The organism is Pseudomonas sp. R5(2019) (genome assembly GCF_009905435.1).
Taxonomy (GTDB): domain Bacteria; phylum Pseudomonadota; class Gammaproteobacteria; order Pseudomonadales; family Pseudomonadaceae; genus Aquipseudomonas.
Map to the genome: position 1 here is coordinate 14,213 of NZ_JAAAMT010000039.1, position 24,673 is coordinate 38,885.

A 24,673-nucleotide genomic window follows, 5' to 3' on the forward strand; every position below is an offset into this window, starting at 1 on the left:
GTAGGCAACTATATAGCGATTGACCTGTAAACGGAATGGGCCCCGTGAAGGGGGGCTAATGGGCCTTGCGCATGGTGATATTGATACGCTGCGCGCCCAGGACCGGGTGCAGCCCTTCCTTGATCGGCAGAATGCCGTGGTAGCGCAGACGATCGACGCCACCCCATACCGCGACATCGCCGTGCAGCAGGGGCACGCGCTGAGGCCGCTCGTTGCGCTCGGTGCCGCCAAACTGGAACACCGCGGGCAGGCCGAGGGACACTGAAACGATGGGATATGCGAAGTCGGCTTCGTTTTTGTCCTGGTGCAAGGACACGCGCGCACCCGGCACGTAGCGGTTGATCAGGCAGGCATCGGGGATGAAGTCGTCAAAACCTGCGTCACTGGCCGCGGCGCGGGCAAGCGCTCGCACCACGTCGGGCATCGGTGGCCAGGGGCGCCCGGTCCTGGGGTCGATGGCGCTGTAGCGATAGCCGCTGCGGTCGCTGGTCCAGCCCCAGTCGCCACAGTTGCTCAAAGCCACCGACATGGTGAAGCCACCGGGCGTCACCATGTGGCGCAGCGGCGATTGGCGCAGGACCTGGCGCAGGGCCGGCAGCAAGTTATCGACCCAGGGTAGGGCGAAGCCTCGCAGCAACCACGACTGCGCCCCCAGGGCAATCCGCTGGGCGGGTTGCTCGGTGTCGCTGTCGGCGAACAGGTCCAGGGTCATGGCATGAGCCTAGAGCGCCTTGCTCACGCGAATGTCGGTGATGCCATCGAGGTTGCCATGGATCTTCTCCAGGGCAGCCTTGGCTTGTTCCTGGGAGTCGGAGGCCAGTTGGGCGAACTCGAAGCGTTGCTGGCCGTCGAGTTTGTATTTCACAACGTATTTAGTGGTGCCGGTCACGGTATTACCTGCCTGGGTGAGTGGGGCCGCGGCTCAGGACAGCCTGGAGGATGTGCGGCGAATGATCTTGATCGAATGGGTAAAGGTACTTTTGCGGCCGACATCGGACAGCCTGGTGCCGGCGGTATCGATGGTGATGTTCCAATAGCCGGTGCTGGGCGCGGTGATCTTGGCCGGGAATTTGTCGAAGGCGCCGCCATGATAAGTATGCCGTCCGCCATTCTTGAAACTGCGGAAGTTGGCATCGCTCATCAGTCGGATATTGCAGCGCTGGGAGCACTCGATGACGACGATATCGTCTTCGTTGAGGTGCTCGCGCTGGTGTACGAATTTCATTCAACTCTCCGGAACGAGGGTGCGGTCAAGGGCAAAAGATACCACGGGGCGGCGACCAAAGCCGTGGCTGCGTGGTGGTGCAAGATAAATAGGCCTGTTCAGGGAGCAAACCTGCCTTTTGGTTGTCAGAGATTTTTTACCGATGGGAATGCATTTGATGAGATGGGCTTTGCTGGCGCTGGCTGCGGCGCTGACCGGTTGTGCGAATGTTTCGGATCTCGAACAGAGTCATGAATCGATGAGTGTCATTTCCGGTAAGGAACCTGATGCCTACGCCAAATGCCTGGTCGACAAGCTGGCGGACAGTCGCGACCCTTCGGTGATTGAATCGCAAAAGGATGGTGTGCGCGTGATCGTGCCGCAGAAACTCTTGTCGTCACCGGCGGCGCTGGTGGACATCACTGAACGCTCAGGCGGCAGCAGCATCAAGGTGCGCGAGCGCATGTCCAACATGCCGTTGCGGGTGGGGGATGTGCAAGCGGCGGCGACCGAGTGCATCTCTGGCTGATTTTTACAGGCTGAAAATGCATCGCGGCGGTGCGGCGATGCTTTTAGAGCAATATCAGCGGCGACGGAACAGCGGCAATGGCTCGTCAGTCGCTGCCTGATAGGTCACCGAAAAGTCCTTCAGGCTTTTCAGCGCTTCTTCAGGGTCCTTGTCGGCTCGAATCGCGAAGGCGTCGAAGCCACAGCGGCTCAGGTAGAACAGCTGGTCACGCAGTACGTCGCCAATGGCCCGCAGCTCGCCCTTGAAGCTGTAGCGATCACGCAGCAGGCGCGCGTTGGAGTAGTTGCGCCCGTCGGTGAACGCCGGGAAGTTCAGCGCGATCACCTGGAAGTGCTGCACCTCTTCGCCGATTTCTTCGGCTTCTTCGTCGCTGTCCAGCCACACACCCAGGCCGCCATCGCGGGCCTTGAGTACGTGAGCGTGGTCACGCCACATTTGCAACGGCACGATGTAATCGTCGCAGTTGCTCAGTTCGTCAAAGTTGAAATCCTTGGGCAGCAGGTGCCAGGTTTCGTCGACGATCTGGTCGTTCTTAATGATTCGCTGCATAGACGCGCTCCTTGAAAGGGTCGATGCCGATACGTTGGTAGGTGTCGATGAAGCGCTCGTCTTCGGTACGTTTTTCGACGTAGACGGCGATCAGCTTTTCGATCACATCCGGCATCACGTCCTGTGCGAAGGAGGGGCCGAGGATCTTGCCCAGGCTGGCGTCGCGGCTGGCACTGCCACCCAGGGACACCTGGTAGAACTCTTCGCCTTTCTTGTCCACGCCCAGGATGCCGATGTGGCCGACGTGGTGGTGACCACAGGCGTTCATGCACCCGGAGATGTTCAGGTCCAGTTCACCGATGTCGAACAGGTAGTCCAGGTCGTCGAAACGGCGCTGGATGGCTTCGGCGATCGGGATCGACTTGGCGTTGGCCAGCGAGCAGAAATCACCGCCAGGGCAGCAGATGATGTCGGTCAGCAAGCCGATGTTCGGTGTGGCGAAGCCGTTTTCGCGCAGTTCCAGCCACAGGGTGTGCAGTTGGCTTTGCTCGACGTCGGCCAGAATGATGTTCTGCTCGTGGGAGGTACGCAGCTGGCCGAAGCTGTAACGGTCGGCCAGGTCGGCGACAGCGTCCAGTTGCTTGTCGGTCAGGTCGCCTGGGGCAACACCGGTGGGCTTGAGGGACAGGGTCACGGCAACGTAGCCAGGCTTTTTGTGGGCCAGCACGTTGCGGCTACGCCAGCGCGCGAAGCCTGGGTGTTCCTGATCCAGTTGGGTGAGTTGGGCGCTGAAGTCGTCCAGGGATTTGTAGGCCGGGTCGACGAAGTGCTTGGCCACGCGCTGTACTTCGGCTTCGGTCAGTGTGGTGCTGCCGCCGCGCAGGTGGGCCATTTCGGCGTCGACCTTTTGAGCGAACACTTCAGGGGTGAGCGCCTTGACCAGGATCTTGATCCGGGCCTTGTACTTGTTGTCGCGACGACCGTAGCGGTTGTAGACGCGCAGGATGGCGTCCAGGTAGCTGAGCAGGTCTTGCCACGGCAGGAATTCATTGATGAACGCGCCGACCACCGGGGTACGGCCCAGGCCGCCACCGACCAACACGCGAAAGCCCAGCTCGCCGGCTTCGTTGTGGACCGGCTCAAGGCCGATGTCGTGGACTTCGATGGCCGCACGGTCGCTGGTAGCGCCGTTGATGGCGATCTTGAACTTGCGTGGCAGGTAGGCGAATTCAGGGTGGAACGTGGTCCACTGACGCACCAGCTCGCACCATGGGCGCGGGTCGATCAGCTCGTCGGCGGCGACGCCGGCAAACTGGTCGGTAGTGACGTTGCGCAGGCAGTTGCCGCTGGTCTGGATGGCGTGCATCTGCACGGTGGCCAGCTCAGCCAGAATGTCCGGGATATCTTCCAGCGCAGGCCAGTTGTACTGGACGTTCTGGCGCGTACTGATATGGGCGTAGCCCTTGTCGTAGTCGCGGGCGATTTTCGCCAGCATCCGCGTCTGGCGCGAAGTCAGCTGGCCATAAGGCACGGCGACTCGCAGCATGGGCGCGAAGCGTTGGATATAGAGGCCATTTTGCAGGCGCAGCGGGCGGAACTCTTCTTCGCTAAGTTCCCCAGCCAGATAGCGGCGGGTCTGATCCCGGAACTGCTTGACGCGGTCCTCGATGATCCGTTGATCGTACTCGTCGTAAACGTACATATAGATCCTGTTCTCAGGCTGGTTACAGCTTGTCTGCGCGCACGGCCGCGCACTCTTTTCAGAGCCTGCGAAAGATACCAGTTTGGAGTTATGCGCAAAAGTGAAGTTTGAATATATGCAAAGAACTGAATGGTCTAAGGGTGATACGTCTTCTTACCTTTTTGCCTCGCCGCGCTCTGGAACAGGTAATACCCGCGCTTGAGTTATGGGCAATGCTGAACTTAACTCAGGGCGTGACATGCATTCACCGACAAGAAATCACAAGAGGCGATGCAATGGGCAATCCTACCAAGGCACGAAAGAGTGACAGCAGCGTCGATGCGTGGGCGATTCTGTTTCTGATCATTCTGGTCGTGGGCACAGCGGTATTCTGGGTCAGCCATCAGTAACAGGCCGTCAAAGCAGTCAACGCCCCTCAAGCAACAGCCTGAGGGGCGTTGTGCGTCAAGCGTGGGCGAGGTGCAGCACCAGGTTGACCACGCCGATCAGAATCAGCACGAACACAACCGTGAATAGCACGCCCACGGCGATGAAATGGCCGGGTTTGCCGTGGGTGAAATCGCGGGCGCGATTCTTTGAACTCTGCACCCCGAAGGCAGCGGCAATGACGCTGTGCAGCACTTGCCAGAGGGTAGGGGGCTTGGGTTTGGCGGGATCATCCATGAGCGGCTCCGCGGATGGGCTGGTGATATGACTCTAGCACCACGCAGACTGCTGACAAACCCCGAACCACCTGCGCAAGCCTTGCTCCTACACCGATCTTTATTTCTGCCGAAAAAGGGCGGGGCACTTCAGCTCGTAGGAGCACAGCTTGCTGGCGATGCAGGCACCGCGGTGTATCTGTCACACCGCGGTGAATCTATCGCCAGCAAGCTGTGCTCCTACATTCCGCCAGTTGCCTGGGCGACTGGAGTCGGTCAGTTGTCATACCCAAGATTAGGCGCCAACCACCGCTCGCTCACGCTCAGCTCCTGCCCCTTGCGCGCGGAGTAGCTCTGGACCTGATCCTTATCCACCTTGCCCACCGCAAAGTACTGCGCCTGCGGATGCGCGAAGTACCAGCCGCTGACAGCCGCCGCCGGGAACATGGCGAAGTGATCAGTGAGGAACACGCCGCTGGGGCCTGTCTCACCGATGGCGGTGCCATCGAGCAGACGGAACAGGGTGGCCTTCTCGGTATGGTCCGGGCAGGCTGGGTAGCCAGGCGCCGGGCGAATACCGCGGTACTGCTCCTTGATCAACGCCTCGTTGTCCAGGTGTTCGTCCTTGGCATAACCCCAGTAGTCTTTACGCACCTGCTGGTGCAGCCATTCGGCGCACGCTTCGGCCAGGCGGTCGGCCAAAGCCTTGACCATGATCGAGTTGTAATCGTCACCAGCCTTTTGATACGCCTTGGCCACCTCTTCGGCGCCGATGCCGGCGGTGGTGATAAAGCCACCCACGTAGTCGGTCACGCCGCTGTCCTTGGGCGCCACGAAGTCGGCCAGGGAGAAGTTCGGCTTGTTGTCCGGCTTGATGGTCTGCTGGCGCAGGTGGTGCAGGCGCGCCAGCGGCTGGCCGTCGTCGCCATAGACTTCGATGTCGTCATGCTCGACCTGGTTGGCTGGCCAGAAACCGAACACCGCACGGGCGCTGATGAGTTTTTCATCGATCAGCTTGCGCAGCATCTCCTGGGCATCGGCAAACAGCACGGTGGCCGCTTCGCCCACCACTTCATCGGTGAGAATGCGCGGGTATTTCCCGGCCAGGTCCCAGGAGATGAAGAACGGCGTCCAGTCGATGAACTCGGCCAATACATTGAGATCGATGTTGTCGAGCACCTTCGCGCCGGTGAAGGTGGGCGTTACCGGCTGGTACTCGCTCCAGTCAAACGTCGCCTTGGCGGCAATCGACTGCTCGTAGCTCAGGCGCTCGGTGCGGGCGCTGCGTTTGGCGGTGCGCTCGCGCACATCGATGTAGTCAAGGCGTGTGCGTTCGACGAAACCGGGTTTGAGCTCTTTGGACAGCAACTGCGTGGCCACGCCTACCGCGCGTGAGGCGTCGGTCACATAGACCACCGCGTCATTGCTGTACTTGGGCTCGATCTTCACCGCCGTGTGCGCCTTGGAGGTGGTCGCGCCGCCGATCATCAGCGGCAGGTGGAAGTCCTGACGCTGCATTTCACGGGCGACGTGGACCATTTCATCCAGCGACGGGGTGATCAGGCCCGACAGGCCGATGATGTCGCACTTCTCTTCACGCGCCACTTGCAGGATCTTCTCTGCCGGCACCATCACGCCCAAATCGACGATGTCGTAGCCGTTGCAGCCCAGCACCACGCCGACAATGTTCTTGCCGATGTCATGCACGTCGCCTTTGACGGTCGCCATCAGGATCTTGCCCTTGGCCTCAGGCTTGTCGCCTTTTTCCTCTTCGATGAAGGGGATCAGGTGCGCAACAGCCTGCTTCATCACGCGGGCGGATTTCACCACCTGGGGCAGGAACATCTTGCCCGCGCCAAACAGGTCGCCAACGATGTTCATGCCGCTCATCAGCGGGCCTTCGATCACCTCGATCGGGCGCGCGACCTGCTGCCGGCATTCTTCGGTGTCTTCAACGATAAAGGCGGTGATGCCCTTGACCAGCGCGTGCTCCAGGCGCTTGTCGACCGGCAGCGAACGCCATTCTTCGTTCTCGACTTCCTTGACCGCGCCGCCGCCCTTGTAGTCGTCGGCGATGGCCAGCAGGGCGTCAGTGCCTTCCGGTGTGCGGTTGAGCACCACGTCCTCGACCCGCTCACGCAGCGCCTTGGGGATCTCGTCGTAGATCTCCAGCTGGCCGGCGTTGACGATACCCATGGTCAGGCCATTCTGGATCGCGTGGTACAGGAACACCGAGTGGATCGCCTCCCGCACCGGGTTGTTGCCCCGGAAAGAGAACGACACGTTGGACACACCGCCCGAAGACAGCGCATGGGGCAGGTGATCGCGGATATACGCACAGGCTTCGATGAAGTCGACGGCGTAGTTGTTGTGCTCTTCGATGCCGGTGGCCACGGCGAAGATGTTCGGGTCGAAGATGATGTCTTCAGGCGGGAAGCCGACTTCATTGACCAGAATATCGTAGCTGCGCTGGCAGATTTCGCGCTTGCGTGCGGCGGTGTCGGCCTGGCCGACTTCGTCGAACGCCATCACCACCACTGCCGCGCCATAGCGCTTGCACAGCTTGGCGTGGTGCTTGAACACCTCGACGCCTTCTTTCATGGAGATCGAGTTGACGATGCCCTTGCCCTGAATGCACTTCAGGCCCGCCTCGATCACTTCCCACTTGGAGGAGTCGATCATGATCGGCACCCGGGAAATATCCGGCTCGCCCGCGATCAGGTTGAGGAACTTGACCATGGCCGCCTGGGAGTCGAGCATCCCTTCGTCCATGTTGATGTCGATCACCTGGGCGCCGGCTTCAACTTGCTGCAGGGCCACTTCCAGGGCTTCGGTGTAGTTCTCTTCGCGAATCAGCCGGGCAAACTTGGCGGAACCGGTGATGTTGGTCCGCTCACCGACGTTCACGAACAACGAGTTGCGGTCGATGGTGAAGGGTTCCAGACCTGACAGGCGGCAGGCCTTGGGGATCTCGGGGATCTCGCGCGGCGGGTATTTGGCAACCGCCTGGGCGATGGCCTGGATGTGCGCAGGTGTGGTGCCGCAGCAACCGCCGATAATGTTGAGAAAACCACTGGCGGCGAACTCTTCGATCACCGCAGCGGTTTCTGCCGGGGTTTCGTCGTATTCACCGAAGGCGTTCGGCAGGCCGGCGTTAGGGTGCGCCGAGACGTGGGTGCCGGCCTTGGTCGACAACTCTTCCAGGTACGGGCGCAGGTCCTTGGCGCCCAGGGCGCAGTTGAGGCCGACGGAAATCGGGTTGGCGTGGCGCACCGAGTTCCAGAAGGCTTCGGTGGTCTGCCCGGACAGGGTCCGGCCCGAGGCGTCGGTAATGGTGCCGGAAATCATGATCGGCAACTCGACGCCATCTTCGTCGAACACCTGCTGCACGGCGAAGATCGCCGCCTTGGCATTGAGGGTGTCGAAGATGGTCTCGATCAGGATCAGGTCGGCGCCACCTTCGATCAGGCCGCGGGTGGCCTCGGTGTAGTTTTCCACCAGTTCATCGAAGGTGACGTTGCGAAAGCCCGGGTCGTTGACGTCCGGGGAGATCGAGCAGGTACGGCTGGTAGGGCCGAGCACGCCGGCGACGAAACGTGGGCGGTCCGGGGTTTCCAGGGTCTTGGCATCGGCCACGCGGCGAGCGAGGCGGGCGCCTTCGACGTTCAGCTCGTACACCAGTGCTTCCATGCCATAGTCGGCCTGGGACACTTGGGTGGCGTTGAAGGTGTTGGTTTCCAGGATGTCGGCACCGGCATCCAGGTAGGCTTTCTCGATGGCCCCGATGACGTCCGGGCGCGAGAGGATCAACAGGTCGTTGTTGCCCTTGACGTCGCTCGGCCAGTCGGCGAAGCGTGTGCCACGATAGTCGTGTTCCTCCAGGCGGTAACTTTGGATCATAGTGCCCATGCCGCCATCGAGAATCAGAATGCGCTCTTTGAGGGCTTGCTGAAGTGCTTTAAGACGAGCGCTGCGATCGGACATAGGGCTACCTGGTAGGGCGAATGCTGAAAAGAGGCGAATAATAACAAACCCGCGCGCTTTTTAAGCCTGTTGTGCATTTGCATGAATTTGGCTCATGTTGAGCGGGGCGACCCCAAGGTAGAATTGACCGTCATCACATTCAGGACACCGGCACATGCACCGCCTGCTTGCCAGTTTGGCCTTGCTGCTTGTTAGCAGCCTGGCGCTAGGGCAAACCCCGCTTTCCCGCCCCGCTATTGCCTATGCCCGGGATATTCAGCCGATCTTCACCGAGAAATGCGTGGCCTGCCACGCCTGCAACGACGCCGCCTGCCAGCTCAACCTGGGCAGCGCCGAGGGTGCGGCGCGCGGGGCTTCCAAGGTGCCCGTGTACAAGGGCGATCGCAGTGTCGCCGAAGCGCCGACCCGATTGTTCCTTGACGCCAGTGGCCCCGATGCCTGGCGCCACAAGGGTTTCTATTCAGTGCTCGACAACCAGGCCAGCCAGGCCTCGCTGATGGCGCGGATGCTGGAGCTCGGTCACCGCACGCCATTGCAGCCCAATGCCAAACTGCCTGAAGAGATCGTCCTGGGGCTCAACCGCGACAACCTCTGCCCGCTGCCCGGCGAGTTCGACGCCTACGCGGGCGCGCACCCCAAAGAGGGCATGCCGCTGGCGGTCACCGGCCTGACCGATGGCCAATACCAAACCTTGCAACGCTGGCTCGCCGCCGGCGCGCCGGTCGAGTACCACCCGATCCAGCCGAGCGCCACCGAAGCGAGGCAGATCGCCGACTGGGAAGCCTTGCTCAACCGGCCTGGTTCCACCGAAGCACTGGTCGGGCGCTGGCTGTACGAGCACCTGTTTCTGGCCCATATCCACTTCACCGGCGGCGAGCCCGGGCATTTCTTCCAGTGGGTGCGTTCGCGCACGCCCAGTGGCAAGCCGGTCGACCTGATTGCCACGCGCCGCCCCAACGACGAGCCAGGCAGTGATTTCTACTATCGCCTGATGCCGGTGCAGGGCGTGATCGTGCACAAAACCCACATTACATACCCCATGGGGCCGAACAAGCTCAAGCGGGTCAAGCAGCTGTTCTACAGTGGCGACTGGCACGCCACGTCGCTGCCCGGCTACGGCCCGCGGCACCGCGCCAACCCGTTCGAGACCTTCGAGGCCATCCCGGCCGTGGCGCGCTACCAGTTCATGCTCGACAACGCCGAGTATTTTGTCCGCACCTTTATCCGCGGGCCGGTCTGCCGCGGGCAGATCGCCACCGACGTGATCCGCGACAACTTCTGGGCGCTGTTCCAGGAGCCGGCCCATGACCGCTACATCACCGATGCCAACTACCGGGGCGAAGCCACGCCATTGCTGGCGATGCCCGGGCAGATCGACAACGTCGGCAGCATCCTGAGCCTCTGGCATGCCTACCGGGACAAGCGCAACGAGTACGAAAAACTGCGCCGCGAAGCCTATGCCGAACTGTCGCCGCCCAGCTGGTCGACCCTGTGGGCCGGCAATGACAACGCGCTGCTGACTATCTTCCGGCATTTCGACAGCGCATCGGTCAGCAAGGGCCTGGTGGGCGATGTGCCGCTGACGATGTGGCTGTTCGACTACCCGCTGTTCGAGCGCACCTATTACCAGCTGGCGGTCAACTTCGATGTCTTCGGTAACGTCGCGCATCAGGCTCAGACTCGCCTTTACTTTGACCTGATCCGCAATGGCGCCGAGGTCAACTTCCTGCGCCTGATGCCGGCCGACAGGCGCGGCAGGATCCTCAGCGACTGGTACCAGAACAGCGGCAAGATCAAGATGTGGCTGGACTACGAGAAGATCGACACCGACACGCCCACCGGCCTGAATCTGGACGAGCACAACCCCAAGCGTGACTTTGGCCTCAAGCTGATTGCGCGCAGTGCCAGCCTCAACGCCCGACCGGACCCGATCAACCGCTGCCAGGGAGCCTATTGTTCGCGCCCGAACGTCAGCGAGGACTTGCGCAACGCCGAGCAGACACTGAGCCGGCTGGTGTCACGCCCGGCGGCGGGGCTCAAGGTGATCGAGCAGCTGCCCGAGGCCACCCTGCTGCGGATACAGGACAGCAGCGGCAAGCGCGAGGTCTACAGCCTGCTGCGCAACCGTGCTCACAGCAACGTGGCGTTCATGCTTGGCGAGGCCTACCGCTATCAGCCGGGCCTGGACACCCTGACGATGTACCCGGGGGTGATGAGCAGCTACCCCAACTTCATGTTCAACCTCTCCACCGACGATGTGCCGGAATTCGTTGAAGACATGGAGCTGGCGAAAACCTCTGAGCAATTCGAGCGGATCGTCCAGCGTTGGGGTATTCGTCGCAGTCATCCGCAGTTCTGGCAGTATTTCCATGATCTGAGTACCTACATCAAGGAAACTGACCCTGTGGAGTCCGGGGTGCTGGACATGAACCGCTACGAAAACCTCTGACACCTGATTCATGTGCTGGTGCTGTACGGCGGCTGGTTTGCCAGCGAGCACTTCGGCTTGAGCCCGTACGCGGTGTTCGCCGCCTGTGTGCCGTTGATAGCGCTGGCGTCGTGGGGCAGCTATGTGCTGATCGAGAAGCGTCTGTACCGCGGTATCAAGGGCTGGCTGGATAGCCGCCGGGCAGTACCGGTCGCGGTTCCCCTAACCCGACAGAATTACTAGGACTTTTGCCTTTGACGGTGTTTCGCGTAAACTGCGGGCAAGTCTGTGAGGAACTTCCATGAGCGCCATTAAGATAACCGACGCCGCGCACGATTACCTGGCCGATCTGCTCTCCAAGCAGAACACTCCGGGCATCGGCATACGCATTTTCATTACCCAGCCTGGCACCCAGTACGCCGAGACGTGCATCGCCTACTGCAAGCCAGGCGAAGAAAAGCCTGAAGATACCGCGCTGGGGCTGGCAAGCTTCACCGCCTATATCGATGCTGTCAGCGAGCCGTTCCTGGACGACGCCCTGGTCGACTACGCTACCGATCGCATGGGCGGCCAGCTGACCATCAAGGCACCGAATGCCAAGGTCCCGATGGTCAACGCCGACAGCCCGATCAACGAGCGTATCAACTACTACCTGCAAACCGAGATCAACCCCGGTCTTGCCAGCCACGGCGGCCAGGTCAGCCTGATCGAAGTGGTCGAGGATGGCATTGCTGTGTTGCAGTTCGGCGGTGGTTGCCAAGGCTGCGGCCAGGCCGACGTGACCCTGAGGGAAGGCATCGAGCGGACCTTGCTCGAGCGCATTCCCGAGCTCAAGGGCGTTCGCGATGTGACCGACCACTCGCAGAAAGAAAACGCTTACTACTAAAGCGTTCGCTGCAGCTTCACTCAAAAAAACGGCGCCCCGTGAGCGCCGTTTTTTTATGCGTGTCGATGGTCAGGCGCTGTGCGCCGGGCAGCCCTGGGGCTTGACGATGCGGTGGGTCGAGGCGGGGTTGTTGCGCAGCTTCTCGCCGACCCGCGGCGGGCGGGGCGTCAAGGCACCATCACAGTTGGGGCAGCGCCCGCGCAGCGTATTGTCGGCGCAGTCGCGGCAAAACGTGCATTCGAACGAGCAAATCATCGCGTCGGTGCTGTCACCCGGCAGCAAGGTTGCGCAGCATTCGCAGTGAGGGCGTAACTCAAGCATGGTGGTGTCCTTGGGGCGGTTGAACAGGCAGTGTGGCGCGTCGTCCGCCCGCCCGCAATGGTCGATCAGGGCCGGTACAAATGGGCGTGGCCGGCCCGGTACAGGCTCGACTCGCAGAAGCTGTCCGCGGCCAGCACGCGCCCGACCAGAATCAGCGCCGTGCGCCGAAAGCCCTTGGCGCGGACTTTTTCCAGAATATCGTCAAGAGTGCCGGTCACCCAGTCCTGGTCCGGCCAGGTGGCCCGATGCACCACCGCAATGGGGCAGTCGCCACCGTAGTGTGGGCGAAGCTCGCCGAGGATCTTCTCCAGGTGCTGTACACCCAAATGGATGGCCATGGTCGCCTTGTGCTGCGCCAGGCTGTGCAATTCTTCGCCGGCAGGCATCGGCGATTTGTCGGCATAGCGGGTCAGGATCACGCTTTGGGAGATGTCAGGCAGTGTCAGTTCGATGCCCAGCAGAGCGGCGCTGGCCGCCGTGGCGGTGACGCCGGGGATGATTTCATAGGGAATGCCCAGCGCCCGCAGGCAGCGGATCTGCTCGCCGATGGCGCCGTACAGGCTCGGGTCGCCGGAGTGTACGCGGGCCACGTCCTGACCTTTGACGTGGGCCGCCTCAATGGCATTAATGATCTGCTGCAGATGCAGCTCGGCGCTGTTGATCACCTGTTCGGCCTGATGGCCTTCCAGCACCGCGGTCGGGACCAATGAACCTGCATAGATGATCACCGGGCAACTGCGAATCAAGCGTTGACCCTTGACCGTGATCAGCTCTGCATCGCCCGGGCCTGCACCAATGAAGTAGACGGTCATACGGATGTCCTGCAGAAGGGAGTAAAAGGCCGGCTGCTTGAAAATAATTCAAGTAGCGAGGTCGTCATAGAGGGGATTATCAGCGCGATTGAGCCAGGCTTGCCAATGCCACGGTCGCTTGGGTGATCTTTTGCCGGGCGCCGATCAGGCGAGGGGGAGTACCGAAGCACTGCCGGGCAAGGGCCAGTGCGGCACTTTCAGCGACGCCATGGCAGCCAGTGCGGGCAAAGGCAATCGCCGACCGGTGGCTGAGCATTGGCTCGAAGGCGTTCAACTGATCGGCGCTGAAAAAAAACAGCGGCACATCCAATTGCCGAGCCAGGGCCAGCAGGCCCGGCTCTTCGCGCTTGAGGTCGATGCTGGCCAACCCCGCGAGGTTGGCCGGCGTCAAACCGGCGGCTTTGAGTGCCTGTTCAAGCAGGTTGCCCAGCGCATCGGCCGGGCAACCCCGCTGACAGCCGAGCCCGGCCACCACTTGAGGTTGCATCAGGCCTTGCCGGGACGGCGGAACAGCCAGGCGCACGCCAGGCCCAGCGCCAGCCAGAACAGCGCGTTGGTGACCAGGGACGCAATCTTGAACTCAGCTACGAGCGCTTCGGGTGCCAGCATTTCGTGGATGTCTGGTTGCGGCGCGCCCATTACATGAGGTGCGACCAGCAGCACAGCGCCGACCACTTTGAGCAGCCAGTTCTTGCCGAAGACGATCAGCGCCAGGCCAACCGCGGTAGAAGCGGCGGTACCGATCCACCAGAATTGGCGCAGGGCCAGGTCAGCGGCGGCGGTGCCAGGCAGTTCCGGCGGCAGGCCCAGGGTTGGTGCCAGGACGAACACGGCGAAACCGGCCAGGCCCCAGAGCAGGCCTTCAGCCGTGCGGCCAGGGGCGCGCAGGGTGAAGAGGGCGGCCAGCATCAGCGCAAATCCAACAGCAACCACCAGGTTGCCACCGGTGGTGGACAGCACGCGCTGCCAGCCGTCTTCCGGCGACCAGGCTTGCGCATCGTGGCTGTGAGCGGCGGTGCCTTCGGCGTGCTCATGGGCAACTTCGTTGGCAGGTGCCGCGTTTTCATAAGTTTCGGCCTGAAGAATCAGCGGTGCCACCCAGAAGCTTTGCAGCAGGGTCAGAAACAGGGCAGCGAGCAACCCGCCAAAGCAAGCGGTGCGAGCAATACGCTTGATCATGTCGGCTGTTCTCAGTGGCACGGGAAGGCGGCGCTGTGACGGGTATCGTGCGCGGCGTTGTGAACGGCTTCGATATGCGAGAACCCGGCGAAGTACACCAGCCAAGCGCCCAGGATGGCGGCGCTGAACGCAACGACAAGGCGTTGGGTCTGGGTGGAGGTGACCGCGGCGGTACGGTTGTGGTTGGCGGTAGTGATGGGCATGGCGCTTCCCTCTTTGCTGTGATCGGGGTGGCCATGCGCAAACAACCCCGCAGGCCAAAGCCTGGAGGTTGCAACAGCGCCCGCCCACCGCGGGTTGTGTCAGATCTGGATCGGGCCGGTCTCCGGGCTTGCGAGGGACCATTGAGTGACATGGCCTGCAAGAATCACCTTCCCATGCCGGACTGCTGGCACAGTGGATCTGATTCTTCTCTCGCTTACCGTTGCGGGGGCAGCGCCGGAATTGCCTGGCTTCAAGGGCCTGGCTCACCGGTTTCCCGTTTCACCCTGTAAAAGGGCACCCGAACGAAGGCGTTAGGAGAGCATGGCGGGGGTGGCTGCGTCAATTTTAGTGACAGGATTTTTCAAGGGCTGTAGGAGCCGAGCTCGCTCGCGATGGCATCACCACGGTCTACCCTGTGCACCGCGTCGCCCACATCGCGAGCGAGCTCGGCTCCTACATAGATGCGGATTTGTACAAGTCAAATGGATGAGAGGAATGCGCCGATGGATAGCCTTCAGCGCAGTGTGCCGATCATCTCGGCGACCTTGGCCGCCAATAATTCAACGGCGAAGGGTTTGCTGATCATTTGCATGCCGGGGTCGAGGAAGCCGGCGCGTACCGCCGCATGCTCGGCGTAGCCGGTGATAAACAGCACCCGCAGGCCCGGGCGCAACTGCCGGGCAATTTCCGCCAGTTGCCGGCCATTCATGCCGGGCAGGCCGACATCGCTGATCATCAAGTCGATCCGCTGTTCGCCATTGAGGATCGGGATGGCCGCGTCGGCATTGGCGGCCTCAAGGTAGGCATAGCCCATCTCGGTCAAGACCTCGCCGACCAGCAGGCGCACGGCGGAGTCATCCTCGACGACCAACACGGTTTGGCCCTTGAGCGCCGGGGTCGGGGTGTGTTTCACCTTGACCTGTGCGGGTAGCTGTTCACCGAGCAGGCGCGGCAGAAACAGGCTGACGGTAGTGCCTTTGCCAACCTGGCTCTGGATCGCTGTATGGCCACGGGACTGCTGGGTGAAACCGTAGATCATCGACAGGCCCAGGCCGGTGCCCTGGCCGATGGGTTTGGTGGTGAAGAAGGGGTCGAACGCGCGGTTGATGATGCTTTGCGGCATCCCGCAGCCATCGTCGCTGACACTGAGCATCACGTAGTCACCGGCTCTCAAGTTGGCCTGGGTGCGGCTGTAGTTGTCGTCCAGGTGGCGGTTTTCCGTACGTACAGTCAAGTGGCCACCGTTGGGCATGGCATCTCGGGCATTGATGACCAGGTTGAGCAGGGCGCTTTCCAGTTGGTTGGGGTCGGCTTCCGCCACCCAGAGGTTGTCGTTGAGTGAAAGCCTCAATTCAACGCTCTCATTGAGGCTGCGTTGCAGCAGTTCGGCCATGGAGTTGACAAGCTGGTTTACCTCCACTGGCCGTGCATCCAGCGATTGGCGCCGGGAAAAGGCCAGCAAACGGTGGGTCAGGGCGGCCGCGCGGTTGGCCGAGGTGACGCCCATTTCGATCAGCCCGGCCAGATCCTCGAGGCGGCCGCGCGCCAGGCGCCTGCGGATCAGTTCCAGGCTGCCGATGATGCCGGTCAGCATATTGTTGAAGTCGTGGGCGATACCGCCGGTGAGTTGGCCAACCGCTTCCATTTTTTGCGCCTGGCGCAGGGCCTCTTCGTTCTGGCGGATTTGCACAGTGCGCTCTTCGATCTGCTGTTCAAGGTTCTCGTTCAGGCGCCGCAGTTGCTCCTCGGCTTGTTTGCGTTCAGTGATATCCGACGATACCCCGACCAGCGCAATGACCTCGCCATCGGTCTTGCGGATAGCGCGCGCACGCACATCCACCCAGTTCAGCGAGCCATCGGGCCAGACATTGCGGAACTGGGTGATGTAATCGGCGCCACAGTCCAGGCTGTGCCGAAGCGACTCCTGCATCATCGACTGATCATCTGGGTACACGCTATTGAGCCAGTCCGAGTAGTTGAACGTTTCATGCTCGGCGCGGCCAAAGTGGGATTTGCTCAAGGTCGAGCAGTCCAGTACCCGCTTTTCGCGGCTCAGTGTCCAGGTGCCCAGGCGCCCGGCGGTCAGGGCGTTCTGCAGACGCTGTTCGCTTTCACTCAAATCCTGCAGGCGGTCGCGGGCCTCGTATTGCCGACGGCGGCTGCGAATGGCGGTGGTCACAAGGCTGAGCAGGGTCGCCGGGTGAAACGGGCGCTCGAGAAACGAGACGTTGCCCAGTTGCAGGGACACGCCATCGCCAGGCGAAGGGCCCACATCGCGTTGGGTCATCAGCACAATCGGCAAGTCCGACCAGGTCGGTTGCTGGCTCAGGTAAATGCGCAGCGGCTTGAGGTCGACCCCATGCAAGGCTTCATTGGCGATCAACGCCATGCCGGCACCTTCCTGAACCGCGCGGCACAGATCCTCGAAGTCGCTGGCGATGACCGCCGCGAAGCCGGCTTCGTTCAGCAGCATGGCGGCGATCTGGCTGTCGCGGCCCAAGGGCGCCAGAATCACCGCGCGTTCGGGTGCGCCGCGCAGGTCGGTCATATGTCCAGTTCCCGGGACGTTTCCGACAGGGTGATGTACAGCGTGCGCTCGCCCTGCGCGGCGCCTTCGAGCAAAAACTGCAGGGCGATGGTGGTCTTGCCGGCACCGGGTTGGCCTTCCAGTAGAAAGATATGTCCGCGGGCCAGGCCACCGGCGAGTATATCGTCCAGACCGCTGATCCCGGTGGGGGCTCTGTCTGTCATCAACGTGGCTCCTCGAATGGCCGAAGGGGCAGGCATCGATGCGCTGCTTTATCACTTGACCATGGGCGAAGAACGCGGTTCCACGTAGTTTACGATCGGTTCAGAGACCTTGTTGCAGGGCGGGATCGTCCGGGTTCTGCTGTTCAAGCTCGGCTTGCAACACTTGGACGTTCTGCAACTGCCCGGTTTCTTTCCAGTACTCGATCAACAGCACGCGTGCCTTGCGGTTGGCGGGTTGGCGACGAAGGATATCCTCGAGCTGCTGCTGGGCCGGGCCGATCAGATCCAGGCTGTGCAGGCTGATAGCCAGGGTGTAGCGGTAGTCGTTGTTGTCCGGCGCCAGCTCCAGTGCGCGGGCGAAGGCGAGGAGGGCATATTCGCTCTGATCGTGGTGCAGCAGCCAGAGGCCCAGTTCCTGCTGCAGAAAGGCCGAATCGGGGTGACGGGTCAATTGATCGGCCAGCACCTGACGGGCCTGGTCGGCCAGGCCTTGGCGGTCCAGCAGCTGAACCTGGGTGGCGATGGCTTGAAGGTTATCCGGGTCAAGCTTCAGCGCTCGCGCCAGCGCCTCGCTGGCGGGGGGGAAGTCGCCGTCGTGCAGATACAGGCGGGCCAGTTGCAATTGAGCGGAGCTGCTCTGGGTTTGAGCCTGCAAGAATTGTTTGTATTCATCCAGCACCTTGTCCAGGGGGGCGGAATACAAGCCCAGGTCAACGGCATTCAGGCCGAGCAGCGCGCGCGTGGCAGCGAAGCGAATGGCTTGTTCCTGATCGTCGAGCAACGGCCCCAGCAGCAGGCTGCGTTGCGGGCCGGGGACCAGGCCATGGATGCTGTCGATCGCCGCCAGACGCACCTCGGCGGACGGGTTGGCCAGGTCCGCATCGGCCAGTTTCAGGGCCTGGGGGCTGGGGTAGTTGGGCAATTGCACCAACAGGGCGATGCGCCGCTTCGGGGTCAGGTCGGTGCGCGCCAGTTGCTGGTACAGCACCCGCGCAGCGCCGGGCTGGCCGTTGCGTGCCTGGTCCAGGGATTTGCTGTAGCTGTGTTTGAGCGATTGCACAGGCTGGGGCGTGTCGTCACGCAGCATAGAGCTGCCCAGGCCCAGCACGATCAACACGGCAAGGCCTATGGCAACGTAGCGCAAAGCATTGGACATGAAGGGTTCCGAAGCGCGTCGAAGGGGGTCAGCTTCGGTCAGACCGAGTTGAGAGTCAAACGTCTCATGGTCTGGCAAGAAAATTCCGACCTCGGCGGGTGATGATCCCGCCGAACTGTCGGAAGGTTTACTTGGCCGCGAATTTGGCGCTGAGGGTGCAGGCAAGGAACGACAGCAGCGCACCGCCCGCGCCGCCGCCGAGCACATTGGCGAGGATCGCCGAGACGTCCAGCGGCCCATTGGTAATGGCCGTGGAATCGCCCACAAAGACCGCCAGCAATTGGCCGACGACCACGCCGCCAACCGCACCGAAGATCGAGTTCAAGACCGGTCCCAGGTTCTGTTTGCTGAAACCGGCGAAATTGCCGCCAACGACGCCGCTTATCAATTGAAGTGCGAGGGTAATGAAGTCCATCGTGAATCCCTTTTTTGCGTTGAGTGGAGGGTCTGTCGCGCAGGCCCGTTTCCGTTCAAACGACACTCGACTGCCCAGGGTCGTCAGGTTTGCCCGGTTATCGTCTTACAAGCGGCGGGGAGATGGATACTGTCAGAAATGACAGGAGGGGTTACCGGAACACCTTGCTGGGGTATGGTTTTGTAGGAGCGGACCTGGCCGCGATGGGTCGCGCAGCGGCCCCTTAGACCAGTGACATCTGCGACTCAGCTTGCGAGTGCAGGTGGTATCAGAATCGCCGGGGCCGCTTCGCAGCCCATCGCGGCCAGGCCGGGACGCCGGACCGCCGCTCCGACAATAGCTGCGGAGTGGTTCGAATGGACGATGTCGCGAATATCACAACACGTCAGGATTTCTTCGCACATTCGTCCACGCTAGCCGTTGCAGCGAAATACCATTCAATGGAGCCAACATGGGAATGCTTGAAGGTCGGGTCGCCATCGTCACCGGCGGCGCCGCTGGAATTGGCCGTGGAATAACAGAGGCTTACGCCCGTGCCGGGGCTTCAGTGCTGATGGCTGATATCGACGCTTGTGCGGGCGATGAGTTTCTCGCCTACCTGCCAGCCGGCCTTCAGGGGCGGGTGAGTTTCATGCAGGTGGATGTGACGGACAAGGCGCAGGTACAAGCGATGGTGGCCCAAGCTGTCAACCAGTTCGGCCGCCTGGATATCCTGGTCAATAATGCATGGCGTGGTTCGGGTTTTGCTCGTCTGGAGGAGCAGACTGACGAACAAATGCGGGGTGCCTTCGACATGGCGTTGATGGCGGCGTTTTGGGCCATGCAGGCATCGCTACCGGAGTTTCGGCGTCTGGGCGCGGGCCGTGTCATTAACCTGTGCTCTCTCAACGGCGTCAATGCGCACATGTATAGCGCCGATTACAATGCCGGCAAGGAGGCGCTGCGGACCCTGACCCGTACGGCTGCGCGAGAGTGGGCTGAGTATCAGGTGTGTTGCAACGTCATCTGCCCTGGCGCTGCCAGCGATGCCTATCAACGTTTTGCGCGCGGCAACCCTGAAAATGCGGCAGCGATGGCCAAGGCCAATCCCATGGGTCGAATAGGTGATCCGCTCACCGATATTGCCCCTGTGGCACTTTTTCTTGCCAGCGACGACAGTCGTTATCTCACCGGCAATACCCTGTTTGTCGATGGCGGCGCCCATATCAATGGCGTGCACTGGGCGCCAAAACTGCCTTGACGGGACACGCAAACCTGGACTTGAGATTTGCTTTCTGTAGGAGCAAGGCTCGCCTGCGATGAGGACGCCGTGGTTTCACAGGTAATGCGTGTCATCGTTCATCGCGGGCTAGCCCTGCTCCTACCGGATCAGTTGGCGGCAACCGCCTCGACCGGCTGCCAGCCCCCGCCCAGCGCCTTGTAGATCGCCACAATCCCCCGGTACAGGTCGACTTCACCCTGCGCCTGGGCATCTTCGGCGTTCAGGCGTTCGCGCTCGGCGTCCAGCAGCACCAGATAGTCGACCGTGCCTTCGCGGTAGCGGATCGAGGCCAGGTCAGCCGCGGCGCGGCTGGCTTCGCTTTGGCGCAGCAGGGCGAGCAGGCGTTGCTGGCGTTTGCTGTAGTCGCTGAAGGCGTTCTCCGACTCTTCCAGCGCCAGCAAGACCTGCTGCTCGTAGCTCGCCAGCGCACCTTCGGCATCCGCATCGGCGCCGCGGATGCGGGCGCGCACGCTGCCCAGGTCAAAGGCCGCCCAACTGATGCTCGGCCCCAGGCTCCAGGCCTTGGCCGCCGCTGAACCCAATTGCGATCCGCGCCCGGCGGTAAAGCCAAGGAAGCCGCTGAGGCTGACCCGTGGGAACAGGTCGGCGGTGGCCACGCCGATGTTGGCCGTGGCCGCCGCCAGTTTGCGCTCGGCGCTGCGCACATCGGGCCGGCGTTGCAACAACTCGCCCGGGTCACCGATCGGCAGGGCCTTGGCGATGGCCGGCAGTTGGGCCGGGCTCAGGTCCACGCTGAGGCTGTCCGGACGCTCGCCGAGCAAGGTGGCGATGCGGTTGCGCGCGCGTACCTGTTCAGCCTGCAGTTGCGGCACGGTTGCCTCGACCGCCGCCAGGCGCGCATCGGCACGGACCACATCCAGCTCGTTGCCGACCCCGGCATCACGCAACGTTTGGGTAATGCCGCGCGAGTCCTGTTGGTTTTTCAGGTTGGCGAGGGCGATGCTCTCCCGCAGCTGCGCACCGCGCAGCTGGCCATAGGCATCCACCAGTTCGGCGATCAGGGTGACTTGCAGTTGTTGCAGGTCGGCCTGGGCCACTTGCTCTTCGGCTTCGCTGGCTTCCAGCGCGCGCTGGATGCGGCCGAACAGATCGACCTCCCAGGCCATGTCCAGGCCCAGGTCGTAGCGTTCGCTGTTGACCCGGTTTTCAGTCTGGCCGGGAATCTGGCCCTTGCCGACATCGGCACTGGCACGGCTGGTCACGGTCGGCAGCGCGTCGTTGTCGATATCGTCACGAATCGCCCGGGCCGCTTTCAGGCGGGCAAAGGCCACGCGCAGCTGGCGGTTGTCCTGCAGCGCCTTGCTGACCAGACTGTTCAAGGTCGGGTCATCGAATTGCTGCCACCAGATGGCATCGAAGCGGCTGCGGTCGAAGGCGCTGGCAGCGCCTTTTTCATCGGCAGCGGCCAGGTGCGCCGCTGCGGTTTGCGGGGCCTTGTAGTCCGGCCCCACGGCGCAGGCCGCCAGGGCCAGCACCAGAAGGCTTGGCATCAACAGTTTAATGATCATGCGTGGTTCTCCAGAGCCAAAGCCTTGGCCGCCTTGCGGGCCTCGTTACGTTCGACCCGGCGACGGATCAGCACAAAGAACACCGGTGTCAGCAGCAGGCCGAAGAAGGTCACCCCGAGCATCCCCGAAAACACCGCCACGCCCATGGCATGACGCATCTCGGCACCGGCGCCGGACGAGAACACCAGCGGCACCACGCCCATGATGAAGGCAAACGAGGTCATCAGAATCGGCCGCAGACGCAAGCGGCAGGCTTCCAGTACCGCCGCCAGCGGATCGAGGCCTTCCTCTTGTTTGTCCTTGGCAAACTCCACGATCAGGATCGCGTTCTTGCACGCCAGCCCCACCAGTACGATCAGGCCGATCTGGGTGAAGATGTTGTTGTCGCCCCCGGACAGGATCACCCCGGTAATGGCCGACAGCAGGGTCATTGGCACGATCAGGATCACCGCCAGCGGCAAGCTCCAGCTTTCGTATTGAGCCGCCAGCACCAGGAACGCCAGCAGTACGCAGAGCGGGAACACAAACAGCGCGGTATTGCCGGCCAGGAGCTGCTGGTAGGTCAACTCGGTCCATTCGAAGGTCATGCCATTGGGCAGTTCTTCCTTGAGCAGTTTCTCGATGGCTTTTTCGGCCTGGCCCGAGCTGTATCCCGGTGCCGCCGCGCCGTTGATTTCGGCGGTGACAAAGCCGTTGTAGTGCATCACCCGGTCGGGGCCGGCGGTGTCACTGACCTTGATAAAGGTCGCCAGCGGGATCATCTCGCCGAGGTTGTTGCGCACTTTCAGCTGGCCGATCTGCTCCGGCTCCAGACGGAACTGCTGCTCGGCCTGAACGTTGACCTGATAGGTACGGCCAAAGCGGTTGAAGTCGTTGGCATACAGCGAGCCCAGGTACACCTGCAGGGTGTCGAAGATATCGCTGATGGCCACGCCATGGGTCTTGGCCTTTTCCCGGTCGATGGCGGCATCGACCTGCGGCACGTTGACCTGGTAGCTGGTGAACAGCCCGGCCAGCTCCGGCACGTTGTGGCTCTTGGCGATGATGTTCTGGGTTTCCTTGTACAGCGCTTCGTAGCCCAGGTTGCTGCGGTCTTCGATTTGCAGACGGAAGCCGCCGATGGTGCCCAGCCCTTGTACCGGTGGCGGTGGGAAGATCGCGATATAGGCGTCTTCGATGCCGGCGAACTTGGCGTTCAGGGCAGCGGCGATGGCCGCCGCCGACTGGCTCGGGTCCTTGCGCTCATCGAATGGCTTGAGCGGGGTGAACACGATGCCGCTGTTGGGGCTGTTGGTGAAGCCGTTGATCGACAGGCCAGGGAAGGCCACCGAGTTGGCGACGCCCGGTTGCTCCAGGGCAATCTGCGACATCTTCTTGATGACCGCTTCGGTACGGTCCAGGCTCGCCGCGTCCGGCAGTTGAGCGAAGGCCACCAGGTATTGCTTGTCTTGCGGCGGCACGAACCCGGTCGGGGTGTGGGCGAAGCCTACCCAGGTCAGGACCATGAAGCCTGCGTACAGCACCAGCGCAATCCAGCTGCTGCGAATCACCCGCGCCACGGTGCCGACGTAGCCATGGCTGGCACGGTTGAAGAAGCGGTTGAACGGGCGGAATAACCAGCCACCGAGCAGCTTGTCGAGGAACCGCGAGAAGCGATCCTTCGGCGCATGGTGGTCTTTGAGCAGCACGGCGGCCAAGGCCGGGGACAGGGTCAGCGAGTTGAACGCCGAGATCACCGTGGAGATCGCGATGGTCAGCGCAAACTGCTTGTAGAACTGCCCGGTAAGCCCGGAAATAAAGGCCGCCGGCACAAACACCGCGCACAGCACCAGCGCCGTGGCGATGATCGGCCCGGTCACTTCGCGCATCGCCCGCTGGGTGGCTTCGACCGGGGTCAGGCCCAGGCCGATGTTGCGTTCAACGTTTTCCACCACCACGATGGCGTCGTCCACCACGATGCCGATGGCCAACACCAGGCCGAACAGCGACAGGGCGTTGAGCGAAAAGCCGAACAGGTGCATCACCGCAAAGGTACCGATCAACGACACCGGCACCGCCACCAGCGGGATGATCGAGGCCCGCCAGGTTTGCAGGAACAGGATCACCACCAGCACGACCAGCACCAAGGCTTCGAACAGGGTGTGCACCACCGCCTCGATGGAGCCACGCACGAAGATGGTCGGGTCGTAGACGATGCTGTAGTCCATCCCTTCCGGGAAGTCCTTCTTCAGCTCGGCCATTTTGCCCCGCACCTCGTTGGAGATGTCGATGGCATTGGAGCCCGGCCTCTGGAAGATCGGGATCGCCACCGCCGGCTGGTTGTTCAGCAGCGAACGCAGGGCGTACTGGCTGGAACCGAGCTCGACCCGGGCGATGTCTTTCAGGCGCGTGATCTCGCCATCGGCCCCGGCACGGATGATGATGTTTTCGAACTCTTCCTCGCTGACCAGGCGGCCTTGAGTATTGACCGACAACTGGAAGCTGGTCGTACTCGGTGCCGGTGGCGCGCCCAGTTGGCCGGCCGCCACCTGACGGTTCTGCTCGCGGATGGCGGTGACCACGTCGGTGGCGGTCAGGTTGCGTGAGGCGGTCTTGTTCGGGTCGAGCCAGACCCGCAACGAGTAATCGCCCATGCCGAACAGCTGCACGTCGCCGACGCCGCCCAGGCGGGCCAGCTCATCCTTGATATTGAGGATGGCGTAGTTGGACAGGTAGAGCATGTCGTAGCGGTTGTCCGGCGAGGTCAAGTGCACCACCATGGTCAGGTCGGGCGAGGCCTTGTCGACAGTGATACCGATGCGGGTCACTTCCTCGGGCAGTTTGGGCTGGGTCCGGGTCACCCGGTTCTGCACCTGCACCTGGGCGTTGTCCAGGTCGGTGCCCAGGGCGAAGGTGATGGTCAGGGTGATCTTGCCATCGGCGGTGGACTGCGAGGACATGTACAGCATGTTCTCGACGCCGGTGATCGCCTGCTCCAGCGGCGCGGCCACGGTTTCGCCGATCACCTTGGGGTTGGCACCGGGGAAGTTGGCGCGCACCACCACGGTCGGCGGCACCACCTCGGGGTATTCGCTGATCGGCAGCTGGAACAGCGAAATGCCGCCAGCGATCAGGATCAGCAATGACAGCACCGCGGCGAAGATCGGCCGGGTGATAAAGAACTGAGAAAAATTCATGGGCGT

The 24,673-nt window shown here is 62.1% G+C and carries 21 protein-coding genes, 2 pseudogenes and 1 riboswitch; of the genes and pseudogenes, 5 read left to right on the plus strand and 18 right to left on the minus strand.

The genetic code is table 11. From position 1 onward, the window contains the following. Positions 1 to 55: 55 nt before the first annotated feature. Genes alkB through GUY40_RS21210 form a run of 3 tightly spaced genes read right to left on the minus strand, consistent with a single transcriptional unit; the run spans position 56 to position 1,225 of the window. Positions 56 to 712, minus strand: coding sequence for a DNA oxidative demethylase AlkB (gene alkB, locus GUY40_RS21200; RefSeq protein WP_166570869.1), 657 nt, complete (start codon positions 710 to 712; stop codon positions 56 to 58). Between the two features lie 9 nt (positions 713 to 721). Next, entirely contained in the window at positions 722 to 889 is a 168-nt protein-coding gene (locus GUY40_RS21205; protein ID WP_166570870.1) for a hypothetical protein, read from the minus strand. Between the two features lie 33 nt (positions 890 to 922). Continuing rightward, the gene (locus GUY40_RS21210; protein ID WP_166570871.1) at positions 923 to 1,225 is read right to left on the minus strand and encodes a DUF1883 domain-containing protein; all 303 of its coding nucleotides are present in this window, start codon (positions 1,223 to 1,225) and stop codon (positions 923 to 925) included. 157 nt (positions 1,226 to 1,382) lie between these two features. Between GUY40_RS21210 and GUY40_RS21215 the strand changes: the two genes are divergently transcribed. Further along, positions 1,383 to 1,733 carry a hypothetical protein gene (locus GUY40_RS21215; RefSeq protein WP_166570872.1) on the plus strand — a complete coding sequence of 117 codons (351 nt, stop codon included), beginning with the start codon at positions 1,383 to 1,385 and terminating at the stop codon, positions 1,731 to 1,733. Positions 1,734 to 1,787: 54 nt separating this feature from the next. Here GUY40_RS21215 and GUY40_RS21220 read toward each other — a convergent pair whose 3' ends face one another. The 4 genes from GUY40_RS21220 to metH form a co-directional block, all read right to left on the minus strand. Further along, the gene (locus GUY40_RS21220) at positions 1,788 to 2,282 is read right to left on the minus strand and encodes a DUF934 domain-containing protein (protein WP_166570873.1); all 495 of its coding nucleotides are present in this window, start codon (positions 2,280 to 2,282) and stop codon (positions 1,788 to 1,790) included. Continuing rightward, positions 2,266 to 3,924, minus strand: a complete 1,659-nt coding sequence (locus GUY40_RS21225) for a nitrite/sulfite reductase (protein WP_166570874.1) — start codon at positions 3,922 to 3,924, stop codon at positions 2,266 to 2,268. Before GUY40_RS21225 ends, GUY40_RS21220 begins: the two co-directional genes overlap by 17 nt. Before the next feature lie 444 nt (positions 3,925 to 4,368). After that, on the minus strand, positions 4,369 to 4,587 hold the full coding sequence (locus GUY40_RS21230) for a DUF2970 domain-containing protein (RefSeq protein WP_166570875.1): 219 nt from the start codon (positions 4,585 to 4,587) through the stop codon (positions 4,369 to 4,371). A gap of 254 nt (positions 4,588 to 4,841) precedes the next feature. Beyond that, positions 4,842 to 8,549, minus strand: a complete 3,708-nt coding sequence (gene metH, locus GUY40_RS21235) for a methionine synthase (RefSeq protein WP_166570876.1) — start codon at positions 8,547 to 8,549, stop codon at positions 4,842 to 4,844. Positions 8,550 to 8,703: 154 nt separating this feature from the next. Between metH and GUY40_RS21240 the strand changes: the two genes are divergently transcribed. The 3 genes and pseudogenes from GUY40_RS21240 to nfuA all read left to right on the plus strand — a co-directional run bounded on the left by GUY40_RS21240 (position 8,704) and on the right by nfuA (position 11,863). Continuing rightward, on the plus strand, positions 8,704 to 10,998 hold the full coding sequence (locus GUY40_RS21240) for a fatty acid cis/trans isomerase (protein ID WP_166570877.1): 2,295 nt from the start codon (positions 8,704 to 8,706) through the stop codon (positions 10,996 to 10,998). After that, positions 10,999 to 11,220, plus strand: a pseudogene (locus tag GUY40_RS21245) (acyltransferase); the annotation flags it as partial. Positions 11,221 to 11,278: 58 nt separating this feature from the next. Continuing rightward, on the plus strand, positions 11,279 to 11,863 hold the full coding sequence (gene nfuA / locus GUY40_RS21250) for a Fe-S biogenesis protein NfuA (protein WP_166570879.1): 585 nt from the start codon (positions 11,279 to 11,281) through the stop codon (positions 11,861 to 11,863). A 69-nt stretch (positions 11,864 to 11,932) separates the two neighbouring features. Here nfuA and GUY40_RS21255 read toward each other — a convergent pair whose 3' ends face one another. From GUY40_RS21255 to GUY40_RS21295, 9 genes and pseudogenes are all read right to left on the minus strand, one after another. After that, positions 11,933 to 12,184, minus strand: coding sequence for a DUF1272 domain-containing protein (locus GUY40_RS21255; RefSeq protein WP_166570880.1), 252 nt, complete (start codon positions 12,182 to 12,184; stop codon positions 11,933 to 11,935). Between the two features lie 65 nt (positions 12,185 to 12,249). Further along, positions 12,250 to 12,996 (minus strand): precorrin-4 C(11)-methyltransferase, encoded by a 747-nt coding sequence (gene cobM, locus GUY40_RS21260; RefSeq protein WP_166570881.1) that lies wholly within the window; start codon positions 12,994 to 12,996, stop codon positions 12,250 to 12,252. A gap of 79 nt (positions 12,997 to 13,075) precedes the next feature. Continuing rightward, the gene (locus tag GUY40_RS21265; protein ID WP_166570882.1) at positions 13,076 to 13,483 is read right to left on the minus strand and encodes a cobalamin biosynthesis protein; all 408 of its coding nucleotides are present in this window, start codon (positions 13,481 to 13,483) and stop codon (positions 13,076 to 13,078) included. Continuing rightward, positions 13,483 to 14,175 (minus strand): CbtA family protein, encoded by a 693-nt coding sequence (locus GUY40_RS21270; RefSeq protein WP_166570883.1) that lies wholly within the window; start codon positions 14,173 to 14,175, stop codon positions 13,483 to 13,485. The genes GUY40_RS21265 and GUY40_RS21270 overlap by 1 nt, the downstream gene beginning before the upstream one ends. 11 nt (positions 14,176 to 14,186) lie before the next feature. Next, positions 14,187 to 14,378, minus strand: coding sequence for a CbtB-domain containing protein (locus GUY40_RS21275; RefSeq protein WP_166570884.1), 192 nt, complete (start codon positions 14,376 to 14,378; stop codon positions 14,187 to 14,189). Positions 14,379 to 14,473: 95 nt separating this feature from the next. Beyond that, positions 14,474 to 14,696: riboswitch (cobalamin riboswitch) on the minus strand. A 197-nt stretch (positions 14,697 to 14,893) separates the two neighbouring features. Further along, on the minus strand, positions 14,894 to 16,927 hold the full coding sequence (locus GUY40_RS21280; protein ID WP_166570885.1) for a response regulator: 2,034 nt from the start codon (positions 16,925 to 16,927) through the stop codon (positions 14,894 to 14,896). Between the two features lie 5 nt (positions 16,928 to 16,932). Then, a pseudogene (locus GUY40_RS21285) lies at positions 16,933 to 17,130 on the minus strand (ATPase domain-containing protein); the annotation flags it as partial. Positions 17,131 to 17,230: 100 nt separating this feature from the next. Next, on the minus strand, positions 17,231 to 18,286 hold the full coding sequence (locus GUY40_RS21290) for a tetratricopeptide repeat protein (RefSeq protein WP_166570886.1): 1,056 nt from the start codon (positions 18,284 to 18,286) through the stop codon (positions 17,231 to 17,233). 127 nt (positions 18,287 to 18,413) lie between these two features. After that, complete coding sequence (locus GUY40_RS21295; protein ID WP_166570887.1) at positions 18,414 to 18,701, minus strand: hypothetical protein; 288 nt, start codon at positions 18,699 to 18,701, stop codon at positions 18,414 to 18,416. 457 nt (positions 18,702 to 19,158) lie between these two features. On the opposite strand from GUY40_RS21295, the gene GUY40_RS21300 reads away from it, so the two are divergent. Further along, positions 19,159 to 19,941: an SDR family NAD(P)-dependent oxidoreductase gene (locus tag GUY40_RS21300; protein WP_256675813.1), complete on the plus strand. Its 783-nt coding sequence runs from the start codon at positions 19,159 to 19,161 to the stop codon at positions 19,939 to 19,941. Positions 19,942 to 20,069: 128 nt separating this feature from the next. On the opposite strand, the gene GUY40_RS21305 is transcribed toward GUY40_RS21300, so the two are convergent. Together GUY40_RS21305 and GUY40_RS21310 are read right to left on the minus strand one after the other, a co-directional pair. Then, entirely contained in the window at positions 20,070 to 21,491 is a 1,422-nt protein-coding gene (locus GUY40_RS21305) for an efflux transporter outer membrane subunit (protein ID WP_166570889.1), read from the minus strand. Then, on the minus strand, positions 21,488 to 24,667 hold the full coding sequence (locus GUY40_RS21310) for an efflux RND transporter permease subunit (RefSeq protein WP_166570890.1): 3,180 nt from the start codon (positions 24,665 to 24,667) through the stop codon (positions 21,488 to 21,490). Before GUY40_RS21310 ends, GUY40_RS21305 begins: the two co-directional genes overlap by 4 nt. Between the last annotated feature and the right edge of the window lie 6 nt (positions 24,668 to 24,673).

Coding starts and splice junctions, on each gene's coding strand:
- alkB (WP_166570869.1), bottom strand. CDS start 712: ATGACCCTGGACCTGTTCGCCGACAGCGACACCGAGCAACCCGCCCAG.
- GUY40_RS21210 (WP_166570871.1), bottom strand. CDS start 1,225: ATGAAATTCGTACACCAGCGCGAGCACCTCAACGAAGACGATATCGTC.
- GUY40_RS21215 (WP_166570872.1), top strand. CDS start 1,383: ATGAGATGGGCTTTGCTGGCGCTGGCTGCGGCGCTGACCGGTTGTGCG.
- GUY40_RS21220 (WP_166570873.1), bottom strand. CDS start 2,282: ATGCAGCGAATCATTAAGAACGACCAGATCGTCGACGAAACCTGGCAC.
- GUY40_RS21225 (WP_166570874.1), bottom strand. CDS start 3,924: ATGTACGTTTACGACGAGTACGATCAACGGATCATCGAGGACCGCGTC.
- GUY40_RS21230 (WP_166570875.1), bottom strand. CDS start 4,587: ATGGATGATCCCGCCAAACCCAAGCCCCCTACCCTCTGGCAAGTGCTG.
- metH (WP_166570876.1), bottom strand. CDS start 8,549: ATGTCCGATCGCAGCGCTCGTCTTAAAGCACTTCAGCAAGCCCTCAAA.
- GUY40_RS21240 (WP_166570877.1), top strand. CDS start 8,704: ATGCACCGCCTGCTTGCCAGTTTGGCCTTGCTGCTTGTTAGCAGCCTG.
- nfuA (WP_166570879.1), top strand. CDS start 11,279: ATGAGCGCCATTAAGATAACCGACGCCGCGCACGATTACCTGGCCGAT.
- GUY40_RS21255 (WP_166570880.1), bottom strand. CDS start 12,184: ATGCTTGAGTTACGCCCTCACTGCGAATGCTGCGCAACCTTGCTGCCG.
- cobM (WP_166570881.1), bottom strand. CDS start 12,996: ATGACCGTCTACTTCATTGGTGCAGGCCCGGGCGATGCAGAGCTGATC.
- GUY40_RS21265 (WP_166570882.1), bottom strand. CDS start 13,483: ATGCAACCTCAAGTGGTGGCCGGGCTCGGCTGTCAGCGGGGTTGCCCG.
- GUY40_RS21270 (WP_166570883.1), bottom strand. CDS start 14,175: ATGATCAAGCGTATTGCTCGCACCGCTTGCTTTGGCGGGTTGCTCGCT.
- GUY40_RS21275 (WP_166570884.1), bottom strand. CDS start 14,378: ATGCCCATCACTACCGCCAACCACAACCGTACCGCCGCGGTCACCTCC.
- GUY40_RS21280 (WP_166570885.1), bottom strand. CDS start 16,927: ATGACCGACCTGCGCGGCGCACCCGAACGCGCGGTGATTCTGGCGCCC.
- GUY40_RS21290 (WP_166570886.1), bottom strand. CDS start 18,286: ATGTCCAATGCTTTGCGCTACGTTGCCATAGGCCTTGCCGTGTTGATC.
- GUY40_RS21295 (WP_166570887.1), bottom strand. CDS start 18,701: ATGGACTTCATTACCCTCGCACTTCAATTGATAAGCGGCGTCGTTGGC.
- GUY40_RS21300 (WP_256675813.1), top strand. CDS start 19,159: ATGCTTGAAGGTCGGGTCGCCATCGTCACCGGCGGCGCCGCTGGAATT.
- GUY40_RS21305 (WP_166570889.1), bottom strand. CDS start 21,491: ATGATCATTAAACTGTTGATGCCAAGCCTTCTGGTGCTGGCCCTGGCG.
- GUY40_RS21310 (WP_166570890.1), bottom strand. CDS start 24,667: ATGAATTTTTCTCAGTTCTTTATCACCCGGCCGATCTTCGCCGCGGTG.